The sequence below is a fragment of the Pelagicoccus mobilis genome (assembly GCF_016595505.1).
In the GTDB taxonomy this organism is placed as follows: Bacteria; Verrucomicrobiota; Verrucomicrobiia; order Opitutales; family Opitutaceae; genus Pelagicoccus; species Pelagicoccus mobilis.
Genome location: NZ_JAENIL010000049.1, coordinates 33,378 through 54,695, shown reverse-complemented (window position 1 = coordinate 54,695; position 21,318 = coordinate 33,378). Strand labels below are relative to the sequence as shown.

The following is a 21,318-nucleotide window of genomic DNA, read 5'->3' as shown; positions in this document are numbered from 1 at the left end:
CTGAAGCACCGCGCTACGGATTCTACGCCAACGCTGGAACTTTCAATTCATCTAACTTCAAAACGTTCTTGGGTGTTTCGGGAGTTGATGGATGGGGAACTACTTTCCAGAACTTGCTGGTGGTTGTTTGCCAATCATCAAGCAATGCCTTCGCGTGTGGGCTGAGCGTAGACTCGTAGTGAGCTTCGACGAGTTTTTTGAGGACGTCGATTTCACCGCCATCGCCGAGTCGTTCGATCCCTACCATGGCTGGATTATGGAGGGGTTCGAAACTGTTGTCGGTGTCGTAGACGAAGGCGAGACCGCCGCTCATGCCGGCTCCGAAGTTTGTACCCGTTTTTCCGAGACAGACCACAACTCCACCGGTCATGTATTCGCAACCATGGTCCCCTACTCCTTCCACGACCGCGACCGCTCCGGAATTACGCACTCCGAAACGTTCCCCTGCTAGACCGGCGGCGAAGAGGTTTCCTCCGGTAGCGCCGTAGAGGCAGGTGTTGCCGAGAATCGTGTTTTCGTTCCAGGTGTATTCTATTTCATCTTCTGGACGGATAATGATTTCGCCGCCACTCATCATCTTGCCGACGTAGTCGTTGGCTTCCCCAAGAAGTGTGACCTTGATCCCATCTGTAAGAAGCGTGCAGAAGCTCTGCCCTGCTGTTCCTTTGAAAGTGAGATCAATAGATCCTGGTGGGAGATGATTGTTGCCGCGAACGTATGCGACTTCACCAGATAGGTGGGTACCGATACAGCGGTCTGTGTTTGCGACGCGGTACTTGCCTTTGAAGGAGGCGGCTCGGTTAACGATAACGTCGTGAGACTCCTGAAGAATCGTTGCATCGAGACTACCTTCGAATCCAAGGCGCTCGTTACGCGGACGCGTGTGGATACGAGGAGCTTCGCCGCTAGGATCTGGGTTGTGCAGAAGTCCGCTTAGGTTGACGGTTCCGGTTTTCGGATTGTCGGGATCATCGATCTGTTCGAGGAATTCGGTGCGACCTACGAGCTGATCCAATTTCCGGACGCCAAGTTTCGCCATGTAGTAGCGAACGTCTTCCGCGACAGCATTGAAGTAGTTGATGACGTTTTCGGGAGTCCCTTTGTATTTGGCGCGTAGGTCTTCGCGTTGGGTTGCGACTCCAACTGGGCATGTATTCAAATGACAAACACGGAACATAGCGCAACTCGCAGCGATCATGGCTGCCGTTCCGAAGTTGAATTCTTCAGCTCCGAGAATTGCAGCGATTATGATGTCGCGACCTGTCTTCATGCCTCCGTCGGTGCGAAGGGTCACGCGATTACGGAGGCCGTTCATCATCAAAACTTGATGAGTTTCAGCCAATCCGATTTCCCACGAGGAACCTGCGTGCTTTACTGAAGAAAGTGGTGAAGCTGCAGTGCCCCCATCGTGGCCAGATACCAGAATCACGTCGGCATAGGCTTTTGCGACACCCGCGGCTACGGTACCGACTCCAGAACTGGAAACGAGTTTTACGCAGACCTTAGCACGAGAGTTTACTTCCTTCAGGTCGAAGATGAGCTGAGCCAAGTCTTCGATTGAGTAGATATCGTGGTGCGGTGGTGGTGAGATGAGGGTAACGCCGGGAACGCTGAAGCGGAGTTTCGCGATAAGTGGTGAAACCTTGTGACCTGGTAGCTGCCCGCCCTCGCCTGGTTTTGCTCCTTGGGCGACTTTGATCTCGATCTCCTTTGCTGAGGCCAAGTATTCCGCGGTCACTCCGAAGCGACCAGAGGCAACTTGCTTGATGGCTGACGAAGCATTGTCACCACTTTCCAGGAGTGAGTAGCGACGCGGTTCTTCACCACCCTCGCCGGAGTTCGACTTGCCGCCGATACGGTTCATGGCGATTGCCAAAGTCTCATGACACTCAGGAGAGAGTGCTCCAAGTGACATGGCTGCGGTGCAGAAACGTCGACGGATGTCTTCGGCCTCTTCGACCTGACTAATATCGACTCCGGATTCTGGATACTTGATACGAAGAAGGTCCTTGATCGCGTAAGGTTGATGTTCGTCGGATTCGGAACGGTATTTGTCGTAATCGTCTTTTTTACCTGTCTTGAGGTAGCGGTGCATGTTGCTGACCACGTTAGGGCTCCAGGCATGGAACTCCCCTCCTTTGCGCATCGCCTTATAGAAGCCGGCGCTTTCGAGTTCCGCGACAATGTCTTCGTCGTAGGCACGTTGGTGACGGGCGAGTGTTTCTTGTCCGATAAGATCGTAACCGATTCCGCCGATTGGACTTGGAGTCCCGACGAAGCATTCGTCGATGACATCTTGGGAAATCCCGATCGCTTCAAAGATCTGAGCACGGCAGTAAGAGAAAAGAGTGCTGATCCCCATCTTGCCCATAATCTTCAGCAAGCCTTTGTCGATAGCCTGTCGGTAGTTTTGGGCAGCGGTTAGTTCGTCAACATTTTCAACGTCACCGTTTTTTGAGAAGTTGGTTACAATCGCCAAACCGATGTACGGATTGACAGCGTTCGCTCCGAAGCCAAGCAAGCAAGCGATTTGGTGAACGTCGCGCCCCTCCCCTGTTTCTGCGACGATGTCGCACTTCATTCTGTATCCAAATTTTACTAGGTGTTGATGAACAGCACCTGTAGCGAGTAACATCGGAATGCCAATCCGTTCTTTGGATACGTTGCGATCGGAGAGAATGATTACTTTAGTCGAGTTCTTTTCGACGGCTTCCTGAGCCTTGGCGACGAGAGCTTTGATCGCTGTCTCTAGACCAGCTGCACCGTCTGATACATCGTAGGTAACATCGAGTCGAGTGACGCGATCCTTGAGGAACTTTACATCGTAAAGTGCTGCGAGCTCGTTGTTGAAGAGTACCGGTGAGGTCGCTTCGATGAACCCAGCGGACTGAGGAAGCTCTTCGAAAAGCCCGAGGCGTCCACCGAGGAAGGTATTGAGCGACATGACCGAACGTTCACGGATGGCGTCAATCGGTGGGTTAGTTACCTGAGCGAACAGTTGCTTGAAGTAAGTGTAGAGGAGACGCGACTTTCGAGAAAGGAAGGCGAGCGGAGTGTCGTCGCCCATCGAGCCGATTGCTTCTTGGCCGGACTCAGCCATGGGTTTGAATACGATTTCGTATTCATCCTTTTCATACCCAAAGGCGAGTTGGCGGTGGATTTCCTCGTCTTCTGGATTAGAGATCGGAGTCGTGGAGTCGCCGGCGAATTTTTGGATGTCTACGAGATGTTCGGAGCACCAACTGCTGAAGCGTGGATCGCTGCCGATCGCTTCCTTAATTTCGTGGTCATCGAGAAACTTTTTCTCCTCCATGTCGACGGCGAGCATCTTGCCTGGACCGAGTCGGCCGGAGCGAACGGTCTTCATGTCGGTCTCGTCTATGAGGCCGAGCTCAGAGGCGAGCATGAAGGTGCCGTCTTCGTAGATCTTGTAGCGAGCTGGGCGGAGTCCGTTTCGATCCAAGGATGCGGCGACGTAACGTCCGTCGGTGAATGCAATGGCGGCTGGTCCATCCCACGGTTCGAGCATGCAAGCGTGATATTCGTGGAAGCCACGCATGCTATCGCTCAGCAGGGAATTGTTTTCCCACGCGGGCGGCATCATCATGGTGACGGCTTCGAGGGCGCTGCGTCCACCAAGGGTCAAAAGCTCGAGCGCGTTGTCGAAACTGGCGGAGTCAGACATGTCCGGCTGGAGCATGGGACGGAGATCAGAGAAACGATCTCCCCAGATTCCGTGCACATTCGAGTTTTCGCGGGCCCGCATGAGATTGCGGTTGCCGCGGATGGTATTGATCTCGCCGTTGTGGGCCATCATGCGGAATGGCTGGGCGAGATGCCACTGAGGGAAAGTGTTGGTCGAGTAACGCTGGTGGAAGATGACGAAGTTCGTCGTGTAGGCCGGATCGCGTAGGTCGGGGAAGTATTTGCGGACCTGCGGAGAATTGAGCATGCCCTTGTATATAATAGTGCGGCACGAGAAGCTGCAGATGTAGAAATCGTGCAGTTCCGCTTCGAGAGCTGCGCGCTCTGCGTTTTTGCGAGCAAGGAAAAGTCGGCGTTCGTATTCTACTTCAGTCAGACCTTCGGTTTTGGCGATCAGTGCCTGGACCATGTGCGGCTGCGTTTTGTCAGCCTTGCGCCCGAGACAATTGGGGTCGACTGGGATGTAACGCCACGCGATGAGGCTGAGACCTTCCGCTTCGACGGCTTCTTCAACAATCTTGCGGCCGTGGGCTTGGGCATAGTCGTCGTTTCGAGGGAGAAAGATGACCCCTACCCCGAGATCTTCGTCGTTGAAGAGCTGCTTGCCTTGATCCTCGAGGAATTCGCGAAAGAGCTGGTAGGGAATTTGGGTGAGAACCCCTGCCCCATCGCCTGTGATCGCGTCCGCGTCAACAGCTCCGCGGTGGGCGAGATTTTTTAGCGCTTGCAGCGACTTTTGAAGCAGTTCGTGGGAGCGTTCGCCGTTGATGTTGGCGATGACGCCGACGCCGCACGCGTCGTGTTCGAAATCTTTCCGGTAAAGGAGCGGTGAGGCTTGGATCTCGTTCATGTTGGAAAAGGTCTGTCGGGTTTTGAGGGCTGGTTGGATTTCACCCTCAGAGTTGGGAGGCAAAAAAAGGCCGGATGTTTGTGTCCGGCCTTCGTTTTCTAAAAAGTGTTTTTGCTCGTCGGCCTGCTAGAAGAAGCGGATCGGGTTGGACTGGTTGCGCATCTTTTCGTGCTCTTCGTCCGTGCATCCTCGATCCGTTGGCGCAGCGGCTTCCGAGTCGTTTGCTTTCACGAGGTCATTTGCGAGCATGTACTGCTCGACTTCTTCGCCGGAAACGTCCGCCAGCATTACGCCGTCGATCTCGACGCATGGAGAAAGCGGTTGGCCTGACTTTTCGACCATCTCAGCGTAGTTGGCTGGGTTGTTGATGATGTCGATGTCTTCGTACTCGAGCTGGTGTTTGTCCATGATGGCGCGCACGCCCATGCTCCAGCCGCAAGTTGGTTTCAGGTAAGCTTTGATCTTCATAGGTTCGTTTGGTGTAAGGTGTTGTGCAATATCCGCGCCGCGGAGTGCGAATGTAGGCGTAGATTACCGACTTTCAAGCGGTGCCCGAATTTTCTGCAAGCTCTTTTGAGTGCAGTGAAGTCGGACTCTACTCGTCGTAGCCTGAACGTTTCACAAATTGGTTTTACGGCACAGGCGAAGAATTGCTCTCTATTTTCTAGGGTACGACAGAAAATGTCTGATCCTCTGTGTTATATACGTACTCATTAGCTCACTCGAATCTTGCCAGCCAAGTTTGGCGAACGCAGATTTGGGCCAACTAACAACTGATAACCCTAATCTTTCGAAACAACACATGGCTAAAGGCAAAACCAACCCTCTTCCCTCATCTGACGATCGCGAAAAGAACGTCGAACTAGCGATCTCTGCGATCACCAAGCAATTTGGCGAGGGATCGATCATGCGTTTGGGAAGTGGCTCGAAGCTTGATGTGGATGTTATCTCGACGGGTTCGATCTCCATCGACCTCGCCCTCGGTGTTGGCGGTTTGCCGCGTGGCCGTATCTGCGAAATCTACGGTCCGGAATCTTCTGGTAAGACAACCATGTGTTTGAGCCTGATCGCTGAGGCGCAACGCAAAGGAGGCTTGGCTGCGTTCATCGACGTGGAGCACGCTCTCGACCCACGCTACGCTCGCAAGCTCGGCGTTAACGTTGATGACTTGCTCGTTTCTCAGCCGGACTCTGGTGAAGACGCTCTCAATATTGCTGAAACATTGATCCGTTCGAATGCGATCGACGTAATCGTGATCGACTCGGTTGCGGCTCTTGTTTCCAAGAACGAACTCGATGGTCAGATGGGCGATGCGACAGTAGGTTCCCAAGCTCGTTTGATGAGCCAGGCGATGCGTCGTTTGACTGGTATCGTTAACAAGACGAAGTGCATCTGCTTGTTCACCAACCAGATCCGTGAAAAGATCGGCGTAATGTTCGGTAGCCCAGAGACAACTCCAGGTGGCCGTGCCCTCAAGTTCTTCGCTTCGGTTCGTATGGACATTCGTCGTATCGGACAGATCAAGGACAACACTGGCAGCGTGGTTGGTAACCGTACTCGCATCAAGTTCGTGAAGAACAAGGTGGCTGCTCCATTCACTGAAGCCGAGTTCGACATCATGTATAACGAAGGTATTTCCCGTACTGGTTCGATTGTGGATCTCGGTATCGAACACAAGGTGCTCGAGAAGAAGGGGGCTTGGATTTCCTACAATGGAGAGATGATCGGCCAAGGTCGTGAGGCCGCGAAAGCCCATCTCGCCGAGAACAAGGATGTGTTCGAAGAGCTTTCCACAAAGATTCTCGAAGCTGTGAATCCGGATCTTCTCGAGAAGAAGCAGCTCGAAGCTGCGGAAGCGAAGTAAGTTCAATTGCAAAGGTAGGGCTCGACCGCCGGGCGAGCCGATTTGCAGGATCGAACAGAAACGGTCCGCCCGGCGGTCGGTCCCTACCCTCTTTTGCAAAGCCGCTTGTCAAAGCGGCTTTTTTGTTGGATGGGTATCGGGAAGGGCGTGGTTCACAAATCGTGCGACCCTACCCTGTTTTTGATTTTTTGCCTGTATGGAAAATATTGATACGATATGTGCGTTGGGCACGCCTTCGGGCGAGTCGGCGATAGCAGTAGTGCGCGTTAGCGGAGAATTGAGTGAGAAGATTGCACTCGAAGCGTTTTCGCTAACGAAGTCCCCTGCCCCGCGTCGTGCTTGCCATGGTTCTTATACTTCTGTGTCGGGTGAAGTTTTGGACGATGTGGTCTACATTCTTTTCCGCGGTCCGAAGTCCTACACAGGTGAAGATGTGCTGGAGATCAGCTGCCATGGGAATCCGTTGATCGCGACACGTATCCTCGAAGACCTGCTTGCTCGCGGTTGTCGCCAGTCGGATCCTGGAGAGTTTACACGTCGTGCGTTCCTCAACGGACGTATGGATCTCACTCAGGCAGAAGCGGTTATGGAGTTGATTCAGGCTCGTAGTGATCGAGCTATCCGTGTGGCTAACAACCAGTTACGTGGAAATTTCGGGCGTCAACTCGATCAACTGAAGATGCGTCTGCTCACAACGGTTGCGACCGTAGAGGCGTACATCGACTTTCCAGACGAGGATTTGCCACCTGAACAAAAGGCGGCGGAGCTGGCCGCAATCCGTTCTGTTCTCGCTTTTTGCGGACGCATTATCGACAGCGGCAAGTATGCGGCCTTTTTGAGGGATGGCGTGAAAACTTTGATCCTTGGGGAACCGAATGCCGGAAAGAGTTCCTTGCTCAATTGCCTCCTTGGTTTCGAACGTGCCATCGTTAGCGACGAACCAGGTACGACCCGCGACTTTATCCGCGAGCGTGTAATGTTGGATGGTCACTGTCTCCAGTTAATGGATACGGCGGGACTTCGAGAGGCTACAAGCGGCATCGAGAGAGAAGGAATCCGCAAAACTGTGGAGCTGTCGGAAGAAGCGGATCTGTTTTTGTTGGTTTTAGACGGTACTCTTCCCTCTCCTACTCTGCCACCCGAAGTTGCAGAGCGAATCAGCTCGGAGAACTGTATTGTGGTGCGAAACAAATCAGATTTGGGCGACCCGCTGCCCCTTTCGGACCAGTTGACTGGTCTTGAGCTTGTTTCTCTCTCCGCAGTTTCCGGTGATGGTCTGGAAGATCTGAAGTCTTCGGCGGTCAAAATGATTGATGCTCACCTCGCTCAGGACCAAGACGACCTTATTCTAGTAAATGCCCGCCACAGTGCGGCCCTCCAGGAGTTAGCTGACTGTTTGGAAGCGGCGATCCGGAATTTCGAGGCGGATGAACCCGCTGAGTTTGTTGCGAGCGAGTTACGAGGTGCTGTTGAGGCGATAGGGCGAATTTTAGGGCGGATCGATAACGAAGATATGCTGGATATCCTGTTTTCCAGCTTTTGTATCGGTAAATAGGCTCTTCTCAGGGGCTTACGATCCTTCTTGAGCTTGGATCACCCTCTCCTATCGTCCCCGTCCATGAGCGGTTTTCTGGACGAGTACGATGTTATTGTTTGCGGAGCGGGCCACGCCGGATGCGAGGCCGCCCTCGCCTCTGCCCGTATGGGTGCCCGAACTTTGGTTTTGAGCGGCAATATCGACACGATCGCGGCCATGAGCTGCAATCCTGCGATTGGTGGTGTTGCCAAAGGACACATTGTCCGCGAAATCGATGCTCTCGGTGGCGAGATGGCTGTGAATGCGGATGTCTCCGGAATTCAGTTCCGATTGCTAAACGCCTCCAAAGGTCCGGCCGTTCAATCACCACGAGCTCAGTGCGACAAGAAAGTCTACGCTCTCCGTATGAAGCATGTGCTCGAGCTTCAGGAGAATCTCTCAATTTTTCAGGCTACTGTCACCGGCCTTATTTTCAAGAACGGTAAGGTCGTCGGTTGCCACACGAATCTCGACGTAGACTTCTACGGCAAGACTCTAATCGTGACCACCGGGACCTTTCTCCGCGGTTTGATGCACGTCGGCAAAAATAAGACCGAAGGCGGCCGTATGGGCGATTATTCGGCTAAAACGCTCTCATCGAGCTTTTTGGAGGCCGGAATCGAGCTCGAACGGCTCAAAACGGGCACTCCGCCAAGACTCCTCGGCAGAACCATCGACTTTTCCGGCCTCGACGAACAGAAGGGCGACGAGAATCCGACGCTCTTCGGATACTACGACACGCGTGGAGAACACGACTTGTTCCACGTGGAACATCGCGGAGAACAATTGGCCGGATGGAAACCGGGAACTGATCAAGTCTCGTGCTGGGTGACTTACACATCGCCCGATACTCAGAAAATCGTGAACGACAATCTGCACCTGTCGGCGATGTACGGGGGCGAGATCGAAGGCACGGGTCCGCGGTACTGTCCGAGTATCGAGGATAAGTTCGTACGTTTCGCGGACAAGCACCGTCACATGCTATTTTTGGAGCCAGAAGGGCGAAATACCGACGAGTACTATGTGAACGGCTTGTCGACCAGTCTGCCGTTTCAAACTCAGTTGGAAATGCTTCGATCGATTGAGGGGCTGCAAAATGTGCATCTTTTGCGGCCAGCCTACGCGGTTGAGTATGATTTTGCTCCGCCAACACAGCTTTATCCGCATTTGGAGTCCAAAAAGGTGGAGAATCTGTTTTTTGCGGGTCAGATCAACGGAACCTCAGGCTACGAGGAAGCGGCGTGCCAGGGTCTCGTTGCGGGCGTGAATGCGGTTTTGAAGGTGAGGGGAGAGGAACCGATGGTTCTGAAGCGTCACCACGGCTACATTGGGGTCTTGATTGATGACCTGGTTACCAAGGGGACGAAAGAGCCGTATCGAATGTTCACTAGCCGTGCGGAGTATCGCTTGTTGTTTAACCATGGAAGTGCGGAGACTCGAATGCTCGAGCACGCTGAAAAGCATGGTTTGGTTTCGGACGCTCGATTAAACCGTATGAAACAAAAGCAGAAGGACATCGAGAAGTGGATCGCTTGGCTTGAGGAGAAACGCCGTGATCACGCGACTTGGGCGACTCACATCCGCCGTGGGGTAGGGAAGGGCGAACTCCCGAAGGAGCTCGATTGCCTCTCTCCTGAAGCGTTAGATCAGGTCGTTTATCGGGTTCGCTACGCCGGTTATTTGGAACGAGAAACGAGGCAGATTGAGAAGTTGAAGGACGTTGAAAAGATCAAGATCCCAGCTGATTTTGACTATTCAAAAATCAAAGGCTTACGAAACGAGTCAGTCGCTAAGCTCAGCGAAACTCGACCGGCTACTTTGGCTCAAGCGAGCCGAATAAGTGGAGTAAATCCCTCTGATATCAGCATACTTATGATTGCTATGCGTAGTTAAGATGTTGATATGCAAGGATTAAAAAAAGGGGGGGGTAGGCACTGCCTCGTTATTCTTGCAGGTTGTTCACTTCTTTGGGTGAGTTCACCTGTATGCGTCACTAAATTGTAACCCTAGGGCGGTTGCGCTGTTACTTTGTCTCGTAACAATTCGAAGCGTAACTATTACGCCTATGGTAGCTATGGATGACTCCAAGAGAATTTTAGTGGTGGATGACGAGGTTGATGTAACCGAGTTGTTAAGCTACCACTTGCGCCAACGCGGCTTCGAAGTGAAGTCGCTTAACGATTCTCGCCTCGCACTTGAGACCGCTCGTCAGTTCAGACCAGAACTCGTGGTACTCGATATTATGATGCCGGACTTTAGCGGTCTGCAGGTTTGCCGTTTGATGCGGGCTGATTCTTCTCTGAAGGATATTCCGATCATCTTTTTGAGTGCGAAGACGGAGGAGGGTGATCGTATCGATGGTTTCGAAAGCGGAGCTGACGATTATGTGTGCAAGCCATTCAGTCCAAAAGAGCTCATGCTGCGTGTCTCTGCTATTCTAAAGCGTAGGGGAGAGGCCGAGGAGGCGAGAATTCTCGAAGTGAACGGGATCCGGATGGATATTGAGCACCATAGAGTCGAGGTTGAGTCCTCTGTGGTGGAGCTTACTGCTACCGAGTTTCGTTTGTTGAAGCTACTTCTAGAGGAACGCGGCAAGGTTCAGACGCGTGAGAAGCTTCTCCAGAAAGTGTGGAACTACGAGAATGACATTGAAACCCGCACCGTAGACACGCACATGCGCCGTCTGCGTGAAAAGCTTGGCAATGAAGCCTCTTGGCTTGAGACCGTGCGTGGGGTTGGCTATCGCTTGGTTGAAAGCAGATAGTCTCCAATGACCATTTTTATAGCAGGCGTAGCTTTTTGCTTCGCTATCTTCTTTGCAGTCAAGTACTTCCGTCAGAAGATTGCGATTCGTCTTCTGGCTGAGTCGCTCGCTAGCCGAACCTCGATTCTCACGCATTCCCGTGAGTTTCGCGGAGTAAGTGAAAACTGGGAGAGTTTGCTGCAAGAGCTCAACCGATTGATTGCTGACGTAAACAGCCTGAATCGGCAGAGCAGTGGTCAGTTGAATCAGATCGAGACTACTTTAGGTAGCTTGCAGGAGGGAGTAGTGATCGTGGATCGAGATAACTACATCCTTTTGGTAAATGATGCTCTGAAGAAGATCTTCCCCTCCATGTCTAACAAAGTTGGACAACGTATTGAGAGCGGAATGGGAAACTCGGAGTTTCTCGATTTCGTTTGGGATGCGAAAAAGGGGAAGGGGGCGAAGAAAAGGGAGATCGCTTTCAAAAATGGGCAGAACGAAATCTGGTTAGATGTTACGGCGGCCCGCCTCTCGGAGGCGCTCGAAGGAAACGGTCCATGGTTCCTTTTCGTACTCCACGACACGACTCGGCAGAAATTGCTCGAACGAGCTCGAAAACACTTCGTCGCAAATGCGTCGCACGAGCTGAAAACGCCGGTGGCTGTGATTAAAGGCTACTCGGAAACTTTGGTGACGGATCACGATACGATGCCGAGCGAGGATCGGAACCGCTTTATTCAGATTATCTATCGTCATTCCGAGCGCTTAGCGTTGTTGATCAACGACTTGTTAAGCCTTTCTCGCTTGGAGAGCGATTCACCAAACTTCGAATGGTCCGAGTCTGATATCCTCTCTTGGATTCGTGAGATCGCCGTCGACTATGGGTCGAATCCGCGGAAATCTGGGCTCAGCGTGGAGACCGGTTTTCCTGAGGACTTAAGTGTCCGTGTTCGATACGACGTTTTGAAGCTTCGGCAGGTTTTCGATAATCTTGTGGAAAACGCTTCGAAGTATTCTCCGGATGGGGGGCAGGTCACAATTGGTGCCCGTGTGAGGGGGCGTGAGCTTTTGATGTGGGTGCAAGATCAGGGGCCAGGTGTTCCGGAAGAGGATTTGGGTAAGATCTTCCAAAGGTTCTACCGTGTGGACAAAGGGCGATCCCGCGAAACGGGAGGAACCGGTTTGGGGTTAAGCATCGTGAAGCACATAATCGAGTGGCACACAGGAAATATCTGGGCGGAAAACGCGAAAGAGGGCGGTTTGAGGGTTGTTTTCGCTTTGCCGATTCTCGATTCACCGCAACGAGTTGCTGGTTCCTCGAAAATTGTGAGCTCAATTAAAGACACGGCCTAGGCCGACATGAGAATTGCGGGTTGAAAAAGACCGCGAAACTTCGCTTATACCGGCTGCTATGAATTCCGGTTACGAACAGCATCTAGATTGGGTGAAGCAGCGAAGGGAAAAGCTCAAAGGTGAGCTTACTGCTATGTTTCCAGAGCCGACCAACCTGAGTTTGGAAATTGGTTGTGGGCATGGGCATTGGCTCGTGGCTTTCGCGGAGAACCATCCGGAAAAGAAGTGTCTAGGTGTCGACTTAATCGGCGATCGCGTGGAGCGGGCCGAGAAAAAGGCGAGACGAGCAGAGCAGGGGGATGCTCGTTTTCTGAGAGGTGAGGCGTTCGAGGTGCTGGATCTGATGCCCGAGCATGTCCGTTTGGATGAAGTGTTCATCCTGTTTCCCGACCCTTGGCCCAAGAAACGCCATTGGAAGAATCGCCTTTTCAGCAAAGCGTTTCTCGTGGAACTTGCAAAGCGTTGCGAATCAGGAGTTCGCTGCCATTTTCGGACGGATCATGACCCCTATTTTGAGTGGGCGGAGGAAGTCATCGAGGAACAGGATATTTGGGTGAGAGATCGGGAGATTTCTTGGCCCTTTGAGCAGCAGACCGTCTTTCAAAACCGAGCGGACAGCTACCAATCGCTCATTGTTGTTAAGAAGTAGCTGTCACACTCTTAACAATTGTTCCTGCTACACTATATATATGGCTCCTTGAGAGTTTGGCTCAGGAGTAGAGGGCGATCGCGACAAACTGAAGTCCTATGGCGAGCAGAACCAAGATACTGCAAAACATGTAAAACGGATCGAAAGCCTTAGGCCGTCCGCGTTTCGCTCGACGTTTCTTTTGATGCTTCTGTGGAGACCGTTTTTTCTCCACCTGATTCAGTCCGGTAAGGGCGTTGGTCAGGTTATCCTTTGCCATTGGGGATCTAAAAACCAGATCGGGGAGGGGAAGCCAAGACCTTACGAATGGTATTAGAATTCTTACTAACCATGAATTGATTAACTACAATTTGCCCTAATGGGGACAAAAAGGAACTTCGAGAGTTGACGGCCTCCCTAGGAGAGTACAACTAATCCTCCTTCTTTCACCTATGGCGGGCAAAAAGACACTTCTCCTCTCATCTGCAGCTTTGCTGCTTCCAGTAGCTAACGCTTCAGCCGCAGTCAGTCCTGCAGCAGATGAGCTCTTCTCTGTATTCGGTCTACCAGTTACCAATTCGATGGTAACGAGCTGGGTCATTTCGATCCTACTCATCGTCGGCATTCGCATGATGGTTGGTCGTCCTCAACTGGTTCCGTCCAAGGGCCAAGCGATCATCGAGGGCTTCCTCGTATTCGTTCGCGACATGACCGGACCGATCGTTGGTAAGAAAGCATTCAATGCGGCACTCCCATTCATCCTCGCTTTCTTCTTCTATATTTTGATCCAAAACTGGAGCGGTTTGATTCCAGGTGTGGGTAGTCTCGGAATGGGCTACACTGGTGAAGATGGTCACTTCCACGTGACTCAACCTTGGATCCGCCCAGCCAATGCTGACTGGAATGGCACCATCGCACTCGCCCTCGTGGCTATGGCATCTTGGCTCGTGATTGTTCTCAAGTACGACGGTCCGGCTGTCCTCATCAAAGACCTTTTTGGAAACAAGGCTGACAAGAAGGAAGTTGGAGCTGGCATGTGGATGGCGCTTTGGCCGGTGTTCCTCATGGTTGGTGTGATCGAAGTTATCTCGATCTGCATCCGCCCGTTCACTCTTTCAGTCCGTCTGTTCGGTAACATCTTCGGTGGTGAGAATCTTCTGCACCAAACGAACTTCTTCCCGATCTTCTATTTCCTAGAGCTCATGGTTGGCTTCGTCCAGCCACTCGTCTTCATCCTCCTCTTCAGTGTCTACATCGGCCTGATCTGTAACCACGGCGACGACGAGCATCACTAAGATTGAACAACACTTTGCTGCCGGGACCATGTACTAAAACGTGGGCGGCATCATCCATCGTAACAAAATAACCACTACTCAAGATGAACATCATCGCAGAAATCACAGGTAACATCGCATCAGGTTTGGGTGTACTCGGCGCCGCTATCGGCGTGGGTCTCACAGGCTTCAAGGCTGCTGAAGCAGTTGGCCGTAATCCAGGCGCTTCTGGTAAGATCCTCGTTCAGTCCATCCTCGGTATGGCACTTGCGGAAGGTCTCGGCGTTCTCGCACTCTTCCTCGCGTAAGTTAATCGCTTTTGCGACGCGTCGTCGAAATCGGCGGCGCGTCCTTTTCCACTTTCTCTGACTTTCATCATCCGCAATTCGAAATGATCGATCTAATCCAAGTTGTAGCCGCAAGTGACCCAGGGTCTGCTGGTATCGCTGAAACATTCGGCATCCACACCAGCCACATCGTAATGCAGCTGATCAGCTTCACCATCTTGGCAGCTGTTCTCTGGAAGTTCGCGTTCAAGCCAGTCTTCAAGACTATGGAAGAGCGTGAAGAGAAGATCGACTCCGGCCTCAAGTACGCCGAGGAGATGAAAATCAAGCTCGCCGAAGCCGAAGCTGAAAAGAAGAAGATCCTTCAAGAAGCATCTGCTGAAGCAAAGGCTATCGTTACTGAAGCTCGCCAAACCGCTGAAGCTCGTATCGACAAGTCAGCTCAAGACGCGATCAAGGCGGCTGAAGACATCACTAAGAAGGCTGAGCTCCAGATCGAAAACGATCGCAAGCAAATGCTCGCCGAAGCTCGCAGCGAAATCGCACGCCTCGTGGTTTCCACTTCTGCAAAGGTTCTCTCCAAGGAACTTACCGCTGAAGAGAAGGCCCGCTACTCCGAGAGCGCGAGCTCAACACTTGTTTAAGCTAAGAGCTGTCCTTAATTTTCAATGACACGCGACAAGCAAATCTCCAACTACGCGAAGGGCCTGCTCAAGGTTTCTCTCGAGGATGGCCAATTCTCGGAAGAGCGTGCAGCTGCAGTTCTGCAGGCTTTGGAAAAGAATCCACCGCGTAACTACGCTTCTGTTCTCAAGGAATACTTGAAGCTCGTGCAACGCGAAGTCGCGAACAGCACTGCCGCTGTAGAACACGCTGGCGAACTCAGTGCCTCCGCTCTCGAAGCGATCAAGGCCAAGTTCACCGCTCACTACGGTCGTCCGATCACCGTAACCGCTAGCCAAAACGACGATTTAATCGCGGGACTCCGCGTCCGCGTCGGCTGCGACGTTTACGACTCCTCCGTTGCCGGAGCTCTCAAAGAGCTGGAGGCATCTCTCTCCTAATCCACCACACCCTTTCAGAAACGCATTCTTTCTAAACGCTAGAGCACTATGAGTTCAGTCATCGAGCAAATCGAACAACAGATCGCTAACCTCCAGGCCACTACGGTCCAAAGCAACGTCGGCAAGATCGTCACGATCGCTGATGGTGTTGCTAAGGTAGACGGTCTTTCCGAGGTCATGTACAACGAGATGATCGAGTTCCCAGGTGGAACGATCGGTATCGCCCTCAACCTCGAAGAAGACGAAGTGGGTGTTGTTATCCTCGGTGAATCAACTCACCTCAAGGCAGGCGACGAAGCCAAGTGCACTGGCAAGCTTCTCTCCGTTCCAGTTGGCAAGGGTCTCCTCGGTCGCGTTGTTGACGCGCTTGGACGTCCGGTTGACGGTAAGGGCCCAATCGAAAGCAACGAAGCTTACCCAGTCGAAAAGATTGCTCCAGGTATCATTGAGCGTAAGTCAGTCGACCAACCACTCGCGACTGGTATCATGGCGATCGACTCTATGATTCCAATCGGTCGTGGTCAGCGTGAGCTCATCATCGGTGACCGTGGTACTGGTAAGACAACCATCGCGATCGACACCATCATCAACCAGGCGAAGATCAACGAAGTCGGCCTCGCATCTGGTGACGAAAGCTTCCGCCCTGTTTACTCTATCTACGTAGCAGTTGGTCAGAAGAACTCCAACATCGCTCGTACGCTCGGCGTTCTCGAAGAAGCAGACGCTCTCAAGTACACAATTATCGTAACTGCTCCAGCTGCTGACTCTGCAGCCAACCAATACCTCGCTCCTTACTCTGGTGTAGCGATGGCCGAGTGGTTCATGACAAACGGAATGGATGCCCTCATCGTTTACGATGATCTCTCCAAGCACGCTGCCGCTTACCGCCAAATGTCTCTCGTACTCAAGCGTCCATCCGGTCGTGAAGCGTACCCAGGTGACGTTTTCTACCTCCACTCTCGCCTCCTCGAGCGTTCCGCTCGTGTTAACGAAGAGAATGGTAACGGTTCCGTAACTGCTCTCCCAATTATTGAGACGCTCGCGGGTGACCTTTCTGCTTACATCCCAACCAACGTGATCTCCATCACCGACGGTCAGATCTTCCTCGAAACCGACCTCTTCAACCAAGGTATCCGCCCAGCGGTATCGGTTGGTCTCTCGGTCTCTCGTGTTGGTTCCGCGGCGCAGATCAAGGCGACCAAGCAGGTTGCGGGTAAGATCAAGCTCGAGCTCGCTCAGTTCCGTGAACTCGCGGCCTTCGCCCAGTTCGGTTCCGACCTCGATGCCAAGACCAAGGCTCAGCTCGACCGTGGTGCTCGTATCGTTGAGCTCTTCAAGCAACCAGCCTTCAACCCGATTCCGATCGAGGAGCAAGTCGCAGTACTTTGGGGTATCCAAAACAACTACTACGACGACATCGAAGTTTCCCTGATCGTTGCCGCTGCAAACGCGATCCGCGAGTTCTTCACTTCCCGCAAGGAAGCCCTCCTCGTAAGCATCCGCGAAAAGGCTAAGATCGACGACGAACTTCAAGCCGAACTCAAGAAGGCTTACGACGAGTGGAAGCCAAGCTTCGCTTAATCTGATTCGTCGAGAACCCTCGCGAACCTCTCACTTAGATGCCTAGCACTAAAGAAATCAGAAACCGAATAAAGTCGGTTAAAAACACTCGCCAGATCACTAAGGCGATGGAGCTTGTTGCGGCTTCCAAGATGAAGAAGGCGCAGCAAAACGCTTCAGCAGGGCAGCCTTACGCTGCTCTTCTCGCAGAAGTGTTGGCGAATGTTTCTGGACGCATCGATGGAATCGAGCATCCGTTTTTCGAGGAACGCGAAGTTAAGAAGCGTGGTATCCTCGTTGTCACTACAGACCGTGGACTTTGTGGACCGCTTAACAGCAACCTTTTCCGCGAAGTTCTCAAGGTTAAGGACGAAGCCAAGTTCGTAACCATCGGTCGAAAGGGCGTACAATTCGTAAGCCGCAACAAACTCGACCTTCTCGCAGATTTCTCTGTACCCGACGAAGTGCCTTACCTCCAGGTGAAGCAAATCGTCGAGTTCATGATCGAGAAGTACGAAGCGGGCGAAATCGATACGATCGAGATTCTCTATCCTCGTTTTGTGAATACACTGATCCAGGAAGCTTCCTTCGGAAAGCTTCTCCCGATCAGCAACCTCGACGAGATGATCAACGGCCTCCGTGGCAAGGACGCAGAGCCGTATCAGGAAAGCTTGGACGAACGTAAGATTAAGTTCGAGCCAGACCCAGAGACAATTCTCGCTTCGCTTCTTCCTCTCTTCGTGAACCGCGAAGCTCACCAAGCGATCCTATCCGCACGTGCCTCTGAGCACAGTGCTCGAATGGTGGCGATGAAGACTGCAAAGGACAACGCATCCAGCTTGCTCGACGCACTCACGCTCCAGTTCAACAAGGCCCGTCAGGCGGCCATCACCCAAGAAATCCTCGAAATTGCCGCGGCTACATCGTCCAACGGCTAAATCCTTTAAAAACAAAATTCCATCACCGATCACGCTATGAGCAACACCGGAAAGATCCTCCAAGTCATTGGACCTGTCGTAGACGTCCAGTTCACCGAAGACACGATCCCGCCAATCTACCAGGCGCTCACCATTCAGTACCAAGCTGCGGGTGAAGATATCGATCTGACTCTCGAAGTTCAGCAGCACCTCGGTGAAGGCGTTGTTCGCGCGGTTGCGATGTCCTCAACTGAAGGTCTCAAGCGCGGCATGGAAATCGCCGACTCTGGCGCTCCAATTTCCGTACCAGTAGGTGAGGGCGTTCTTGGCCGTATCTTCAACGTAACGGGCGACCCAGTTGACCAGCGCGGCGAAGTTAAGTTCGACAAGAAGTACCCAATTCACCGCCCAGCTCCTCCGCTCACTGAGCAGGACACGAAGGCGACCATCCTCGAAACCGGAATCAAGGTTATCGACCTCATTTGCCCATTCATCAAGGGTGGTAAGGTTGGAGCATTCGGTGGTGCTGGTGTTGGTAAGACCGTTGTTATCATGGAGCTGATCAACAACATCGCGAAGACTCACGGTGGTTACTCCGTTTTCGCAGGTGTTGGTGAGCGTTCTCGTGAAGGTAATGACCTTTACCACGAAATGTCTGACTCTGGCGTTATCGACCAAGAGAACATCGAGAACTCGAAGGTTGCCCTCGTATACGGTCAGATGAACGAACCACCTGGTGCACGTATGCGTGTTGCGCTCTCAGCTCTCTCTATGGCTGAGTACTTCCGTGACGAAAAGAACCAGGACGTACTTCTCTTCGTAGACAACGTATTCCGTTTCTCCCAAGCAGGTTCTGAGGTATCCGCACTTCTCGGACGCTCTCCTTCTGCTGTTGGTTACCAGCCAACACTCTCTTCTGAAATGGGTGCTCTCCAAGAGCGTATCACTTCGACAACCAAGGGATCCGTTACTTCCTTCCAGGCGGTATACGTACCTGCGGATGACTTGACCGACCCAGCTCCAGCAAACACTTTCGCTCACCTCGATTCCACTATCGTACTCGAGCGTTCTATCGCTGACTTGGGTATCTACCCAGCGGTTGACCCACTCGCTTCTGTATCGAAGGCACTCGAGCCAGCGGTTGTTGGCCAAGAGCACTACGATGTTGCTCGTGGCGTTCAGCGCGTACTTCAGCGCTACAAGGACCTTCAGGACATCATCGCGATCCTTGGTCTCGACGAGCTTTCTCCAGAAGACAAGCAAACCGTCTTCCGTGCGCGTAAGATCCAGAAGTTCCTCTCCCAGCCATTCAACGTGGCGGAAGTCTTCACCGGATTCCCAGGCAAGATCGTTCCCGTTGCGGATACCATCAAGGGCTTCAAGCAAATCCTCGATGGCGAGCTCGACCACATCGCCGAAAACGACTTCTACATGAAAGGCGGACTCGACGAAGTTCTCGAAGCATCCAAGGCGTAGTTTTAAGTGAGAAGTATGAGGGCTTAAGGATGAAACCAACGGCCCGAATCATGACTTCATAATTCATAACTCAAACTTCCTACTTTAAAAGATGTCCCTTAAACTCGAAATAGTAACGCCGAGCGGCAAGGTATACGACGAGGAGATTGATTCCGTCGTCATGCCGACGACGTCCGGCGAGGTCGGCATCATGCCCGGTCACATTCCGCTTCTCACTGAAATCCAGCCAGGCGACATCGCCGTGACCAAGTCCGGTACTGTTGACCATCTCGCTGTCAGTAAAGGCTTTGCGCAGTGCATCGGTGACAAGGTTTCCATCCTAGCCGAAAACGCCATTAACGATGACGACATCGACATGGCCGAAGTTGAAGCCGCGAAGGAAAGAGCCCAAGACGCCCTCAAAAACGCCAAAGAAATGAGCGAAGAGGAAATCAACCAGCTCGAAACCACCATCCAGTACGCAAATATCCAGCAACTACTGAAGAAAAAGAAGTAGCGCTATCTTAAGCGAAAATTGATTAAGAGAAGCATTAACCGATTGTGGTTAATGCTTTTTTTATTATTCACTTTAATGTGGTATTCTCTTCGAGTATTTTTCTTTACCTGTTTCTCCCATGCTTGTTGGTCTTGTATTACATAATACGGGTCGAATTAAGAAACTATGTTTTACTGGCTTCAAGTTTGGTTTTTTACGCGTGGGGAGAGCTTGGTTATGTTATCCTATTGCTGATCTCTATTATAATCAATTATACGATAGGATTTGCTATCAACAGGTTTTTATCAAATGGTGAGGCTACGCACGCGAAAGCAATTTTGGTAATTGGAATAATAGTTAATTTAGCAATATTAATATATTATAAATATGCTGGTTTCCTTATCAGTTCAGTTATTTTCCCAACTGTAGGCGAAGTTGATTTGTTGGTTTTATTCAGTGATGTTATCTTACCTTTAGGGATTTCGTTTTATACCTTTCAATCGATTTCCTATATTATTGATGTATATAGAGATCCAGATAATGTTCAGAAAAATCTACCAAATTGTGCGTTGTATATTTCTTTTTTTCCACAACTCGTGGCTGGCCCCATTGTAAGGTACAAAGAAATTAGGTTGGCGCTAAGTGAAAGGGAACACTCGATTAAGAATATCAGTTCTGGAGTAGAACTGTTCATTATCGGTCTGTTCAAGAAAATAGTAGTCGCAAATACCATATCGAAAATCGCGGGAGAGGTGTTTGATGGAGAAGTTTCCGGAATAGGGGCTTTGGCCAGTTGGTTGGCCCTTTTGTGTTATAGTTTACAAATTTATTATGATTTTTCTGGATACACTGATATGGCGAGAGGGTTAGCTCGCATGTTTGGATTCGAATTACCCGTTAACTTCAAATTGCCTTACTCTGCAAAAAGTGTGCAAGAGTTTTGGAGAAAGTGGCATATCACTTTATCGAACTGGTTTCGGGATTATCTTTATATCCCTCTAGGAGGGAATCGTGTTTCAATGTTTAAATCTGTTCGAAATCTGTGGGTAGTCTTTTTGCTTTGTGGACTCTGGCACGGTGCGAGTCTAAATTTTGTAATTTGGGGAGCAATTCATGGAATGCTTTTAAGTCTAGAGAGAGGTAGGTTTAGCGATTTTCTAAAAAGTACTCCGACTCTGTTTCAACGATCGTACCTTCTTTTTGTTGTTATGATTTCTTGGGTATTCTTCCGAACAGAAGATTTAGAGGCATCTAAGATCTACCTGGTTGAATTATTCTCATTCAATTTACGCCCCCTCGATGTAGAGGTGACTCAGTATCTCGACTTTCGATTTATCGCGATTTTAGTACTTGCTATTGTTTTTGCTGTCTTTGATTTACGCAATATTATCCTAACTGTTGCATCAAAATTTAGCCTTTCGATTAAATCATATTGGATTACTATTACTCCAAGGATCTGTTTGTATGTTTTCATGATGTTGTCATGCATGGCTCAACTTGCTATAGACAAACATAATCCTTTTATTTATTTTCGATTTTAGGA

18 protein-coding genes are annotated in these 21,318 nt (G+C 51.3%); 15 read left to right on the top strand and 3 right to left on the bottom strand.

Features of this window, described 5'->3' with window-relative positions; all coding sequences use genetic code 11:
* Nucleotides 1–22: 22 nt before the first annotated feature.
* On the bottom strand, nucleotides 23–4,555 hold the full coding sequence (gene gltB, locus JIN87_RS21725) for a glutamate synthase large subunit (RefSeq protein WP_200357731.1): 4,533 nt from the start codon (nucleotides 4,553–4,555) through the stop codon (nucleotides 23–25).
* Between the two features lie 126 nt (nucleotides 4,556–4,681).
* Nucleotides 4,682–5,023, bottom strand: coding sequence for a glutaredoxin family protein (locus tag JIN87_RS21720; RefSeq protein WP_200357730.1), 342 nt, complete (start codon nucleotides 5,021–5,023; stop codon nucleotides 4,682–4,684).
* Nucleotides 5,024–5,357: 334 nt separating this feature from the next.
* Here JIN87_RS21720 and recA point away from each other — a divergent pair, with 334 nt between their 5' ends.
* The 6 genes from recA (at nucleotide 5,358) to trmB (ending at nucleotide 12,743) form a co-directional block, all read left to right on the top strand.
* Nucleotides 5,358–6,419: a recombinase RecA gene (gene recA / locus JIN87_RS21715; RefSeq protein ID WP_200357729.1), complete on the top strand. Its 1,062-nt coding sequence runs from the start codon at nucleotides 5,358–5,360 to the stop codon at nucleotides 6,417–6,419.
* A gap of 196 nt (nucleotides 6,420–6,615) precedes the next feature.
* Nucleotides 6,616–7,974 (top strand): tRNA uridine-5-carboxymethylaminomethyl(34) synthesis GTPase MnmE, encoded by a 1,359-nt coding sequence (gene mnmE / locus JIN87_RS21710; RefSeq protein ID WP_200357728.1) that lies wholly within the window; start codon nucleotides 6,616–6,618, stop codon nucleotides 7,972–7,974.
* Nucleotides 7,975–8,037: 63 nt separating this feature from the next.
* Complete coding sequence (gene mnmG / locus JIN87_RS21705; protein WP_200357727.1) at nucleotides 8,038–9,888, top strand: tRNA uridine-5-carboxymethylaminomethyl(34) synthesis enzyme MnmG; 1,851 nt, start codon at nucleotides 8,038–8,040, stop codon at nucleotides 9,886–9,888.
* 181 nt (nucleotides 9,889–10,069) lie between these two features.
* Entirely contained in the window at nucleotides 10,070–10,759 is a 690-nt protein-coding gene (locus JIN87_RS21700; RefSeq protein ID WP_200357726.1) for a response regulator, read from the top strand.
* A gap of 6 nt (nucleotides 10,760–10,765) precedes the next feature.
* Nucleotides 10,766–12,094, top strand: a complete 1,329-nt coding sequence (locus tag JIN87_RS21695; protein ID WP_200357725.1) for a sensor histidine kinase — start codon at nucleotides 10,766–10,768, stop codon at nucleotides 12,092–12,094.
* Between the two features lie 58 nt (nucleotides 12,095–12,152).
* Nucleotides 12,153–12,743, top strand: a complete 591-nt coding sequence (gene trmB, locus JIN87_RS21690) for a tRNA (guanosine(46)-N7)-methyltransferase TrmB (protein ID WP_200357724.1) — start codon at nucleotides 12,153–12,155, stop codon at nucleotides 12,741–12,743.
* 61 nt (nucleotides 12,744–12,804) lie between these two features.
* Here trmB and JIN87_RS21685 read toward each other — a convergent pair whose 3' ends face one another.
* On the bottom strand, nucleotides 12,805–13,002 hold the full coding sequence (locus JIN87_RS21685; RefSeq protein ID WP_200357723.1) for a hypothetical protein: 198 nt from the start codon (nucleotides 13,000–13,002) through the stop codon (nucleotides 12,805–12,807).
* A 172-nt stretch (nucleotides 13,003–13,174) separates the two neighbouring features.
* Here JIN87_RS21685 and JIN87_RS21680 point away from each other — a divergent pair, with 172 nt between their 5' ends.
* From JIN87_RS21680 to JIN87_RS21640, 9 genes are all read left to right on the top strand, one after another.
* Nucleotides 13,175–14,017 (top strand): F0F1 ATP synthase subunit A, encoded by an 843-nt coding sequence (locus tag JIN87_RS21680; RefSeq protein WP_200357722.1) that lies wholly within the window; start codon nucleotides 13,175–13,177, stop codon nucleotides 14,015–14,017.
* Nucleotides 14,018–14,100: 83 nt separating this feature from the next.
* Nucleotides 14,101–14,304 carry an ATP synthase F0 subunit C gene (locus JIN87_RS21675; protein ID WP_200357721.1) on the top strand — a complete coding sequence of 68 codons (204 nt, stop codon included), beginning with the start codon at nucleotides 14,101–14,103 and terminating at the stop codon, nucleotides 14,302–14,304.
* 83 nt (nucleotides 14,305–14,387) lie between these two features.
* Nucleotides 14,388–14,927, top strand: a complete 540-nt coding sequence (atpF, locus tag JIN87_RS21670) for a F0F1 ATP synthase subunit B (RefSeq protein WP_200357720.1) — start codon at nucleotides 14,388–14,390, stop codon at nucleotides 14,925–14,927.
* A 24-nt stretch (nucleotides 14,928–14,951) separates the two neighbouring features.
* On the top strand, nucleotides 14,952–15,347 hold the full coding sequence (locus JIN87_RS21665; protein ID WP_200357719.1) for a F0F1 ATP synthase subunit delta: 396 nt from the start codon (nucleotides 14,952–14,954) through the stop codon (nucleotides 15,345–15,347).
* Nucleotides 15,348–15,395: 48 nt separating this feature from the next.
* Nucleotides 15,396–16,928 (top strand): F0F1 ATP synthase subunit alpha, encoded by a 1,533-nt coding sequence (gene atpA, locus JIN87_RS21660; protein ID WP_200357718.1) that lies wholly within the window; start codon nucleotides 15,396–15,398, stop codon nucleotides 16,926–16,928.
* A gap of 38 nt (nucleotides 16,929–16,966) precedes the next feature.
* Nucleotides 16,967–17,845, top strand: a complete 879-nt coding sequence (gene atpG / locus JIN87_RS21655) for an ATP synthase F1 subunit gamma (protein ID WP_200357717.1) — start codon at nucleotides 16,967–16,969, stop codon at nucleotides 17,843–17,845.
* A gap of 36 nt (nucleotides 17,846–17,881) precedes the next feature.
* Complete coding sequence (atpD, locus tag JIN87_RS21650) at nucleotides 17,882–19,300, top strand: F0F1 ATP synthase subunit beta (RefSeq protein ID WP_200357716.1); 1,419 nt, start codon at nucleotides 17,882–17,884, stop codon at nucleotides 19,298–19,300.
* Between the two features lie 91 nt (nucleotides 19,301–19,391).
* Nucleotides 19,392–19,796 (top strand): ATP synthase F1 subunit epsilon, encoded by a 405-nt coding sequence (atpC, locus tag JIN87_RS21645; protein WP_200357715.1) that lies wholly within the window; start codon nucleotides 19,392–19,394, stop codon nucleotides 19,794–19,796.
* Between the two features lie 227 nt (nucleotides 19,797–20,023).
* Nucleotides 20,024–21,316, top strand: coding sequence for an MBOAT family O-acyltransferase (locus JIN87_RS21640; protein ID WP_200357714.1), 1,293 nt, complete (start codon nucleotides 20,024–20,026; stop codon nucleotides 21,314–21,316).
* Nucleotides 21,317–21,318: the final 2 nt, after the last annotated feature.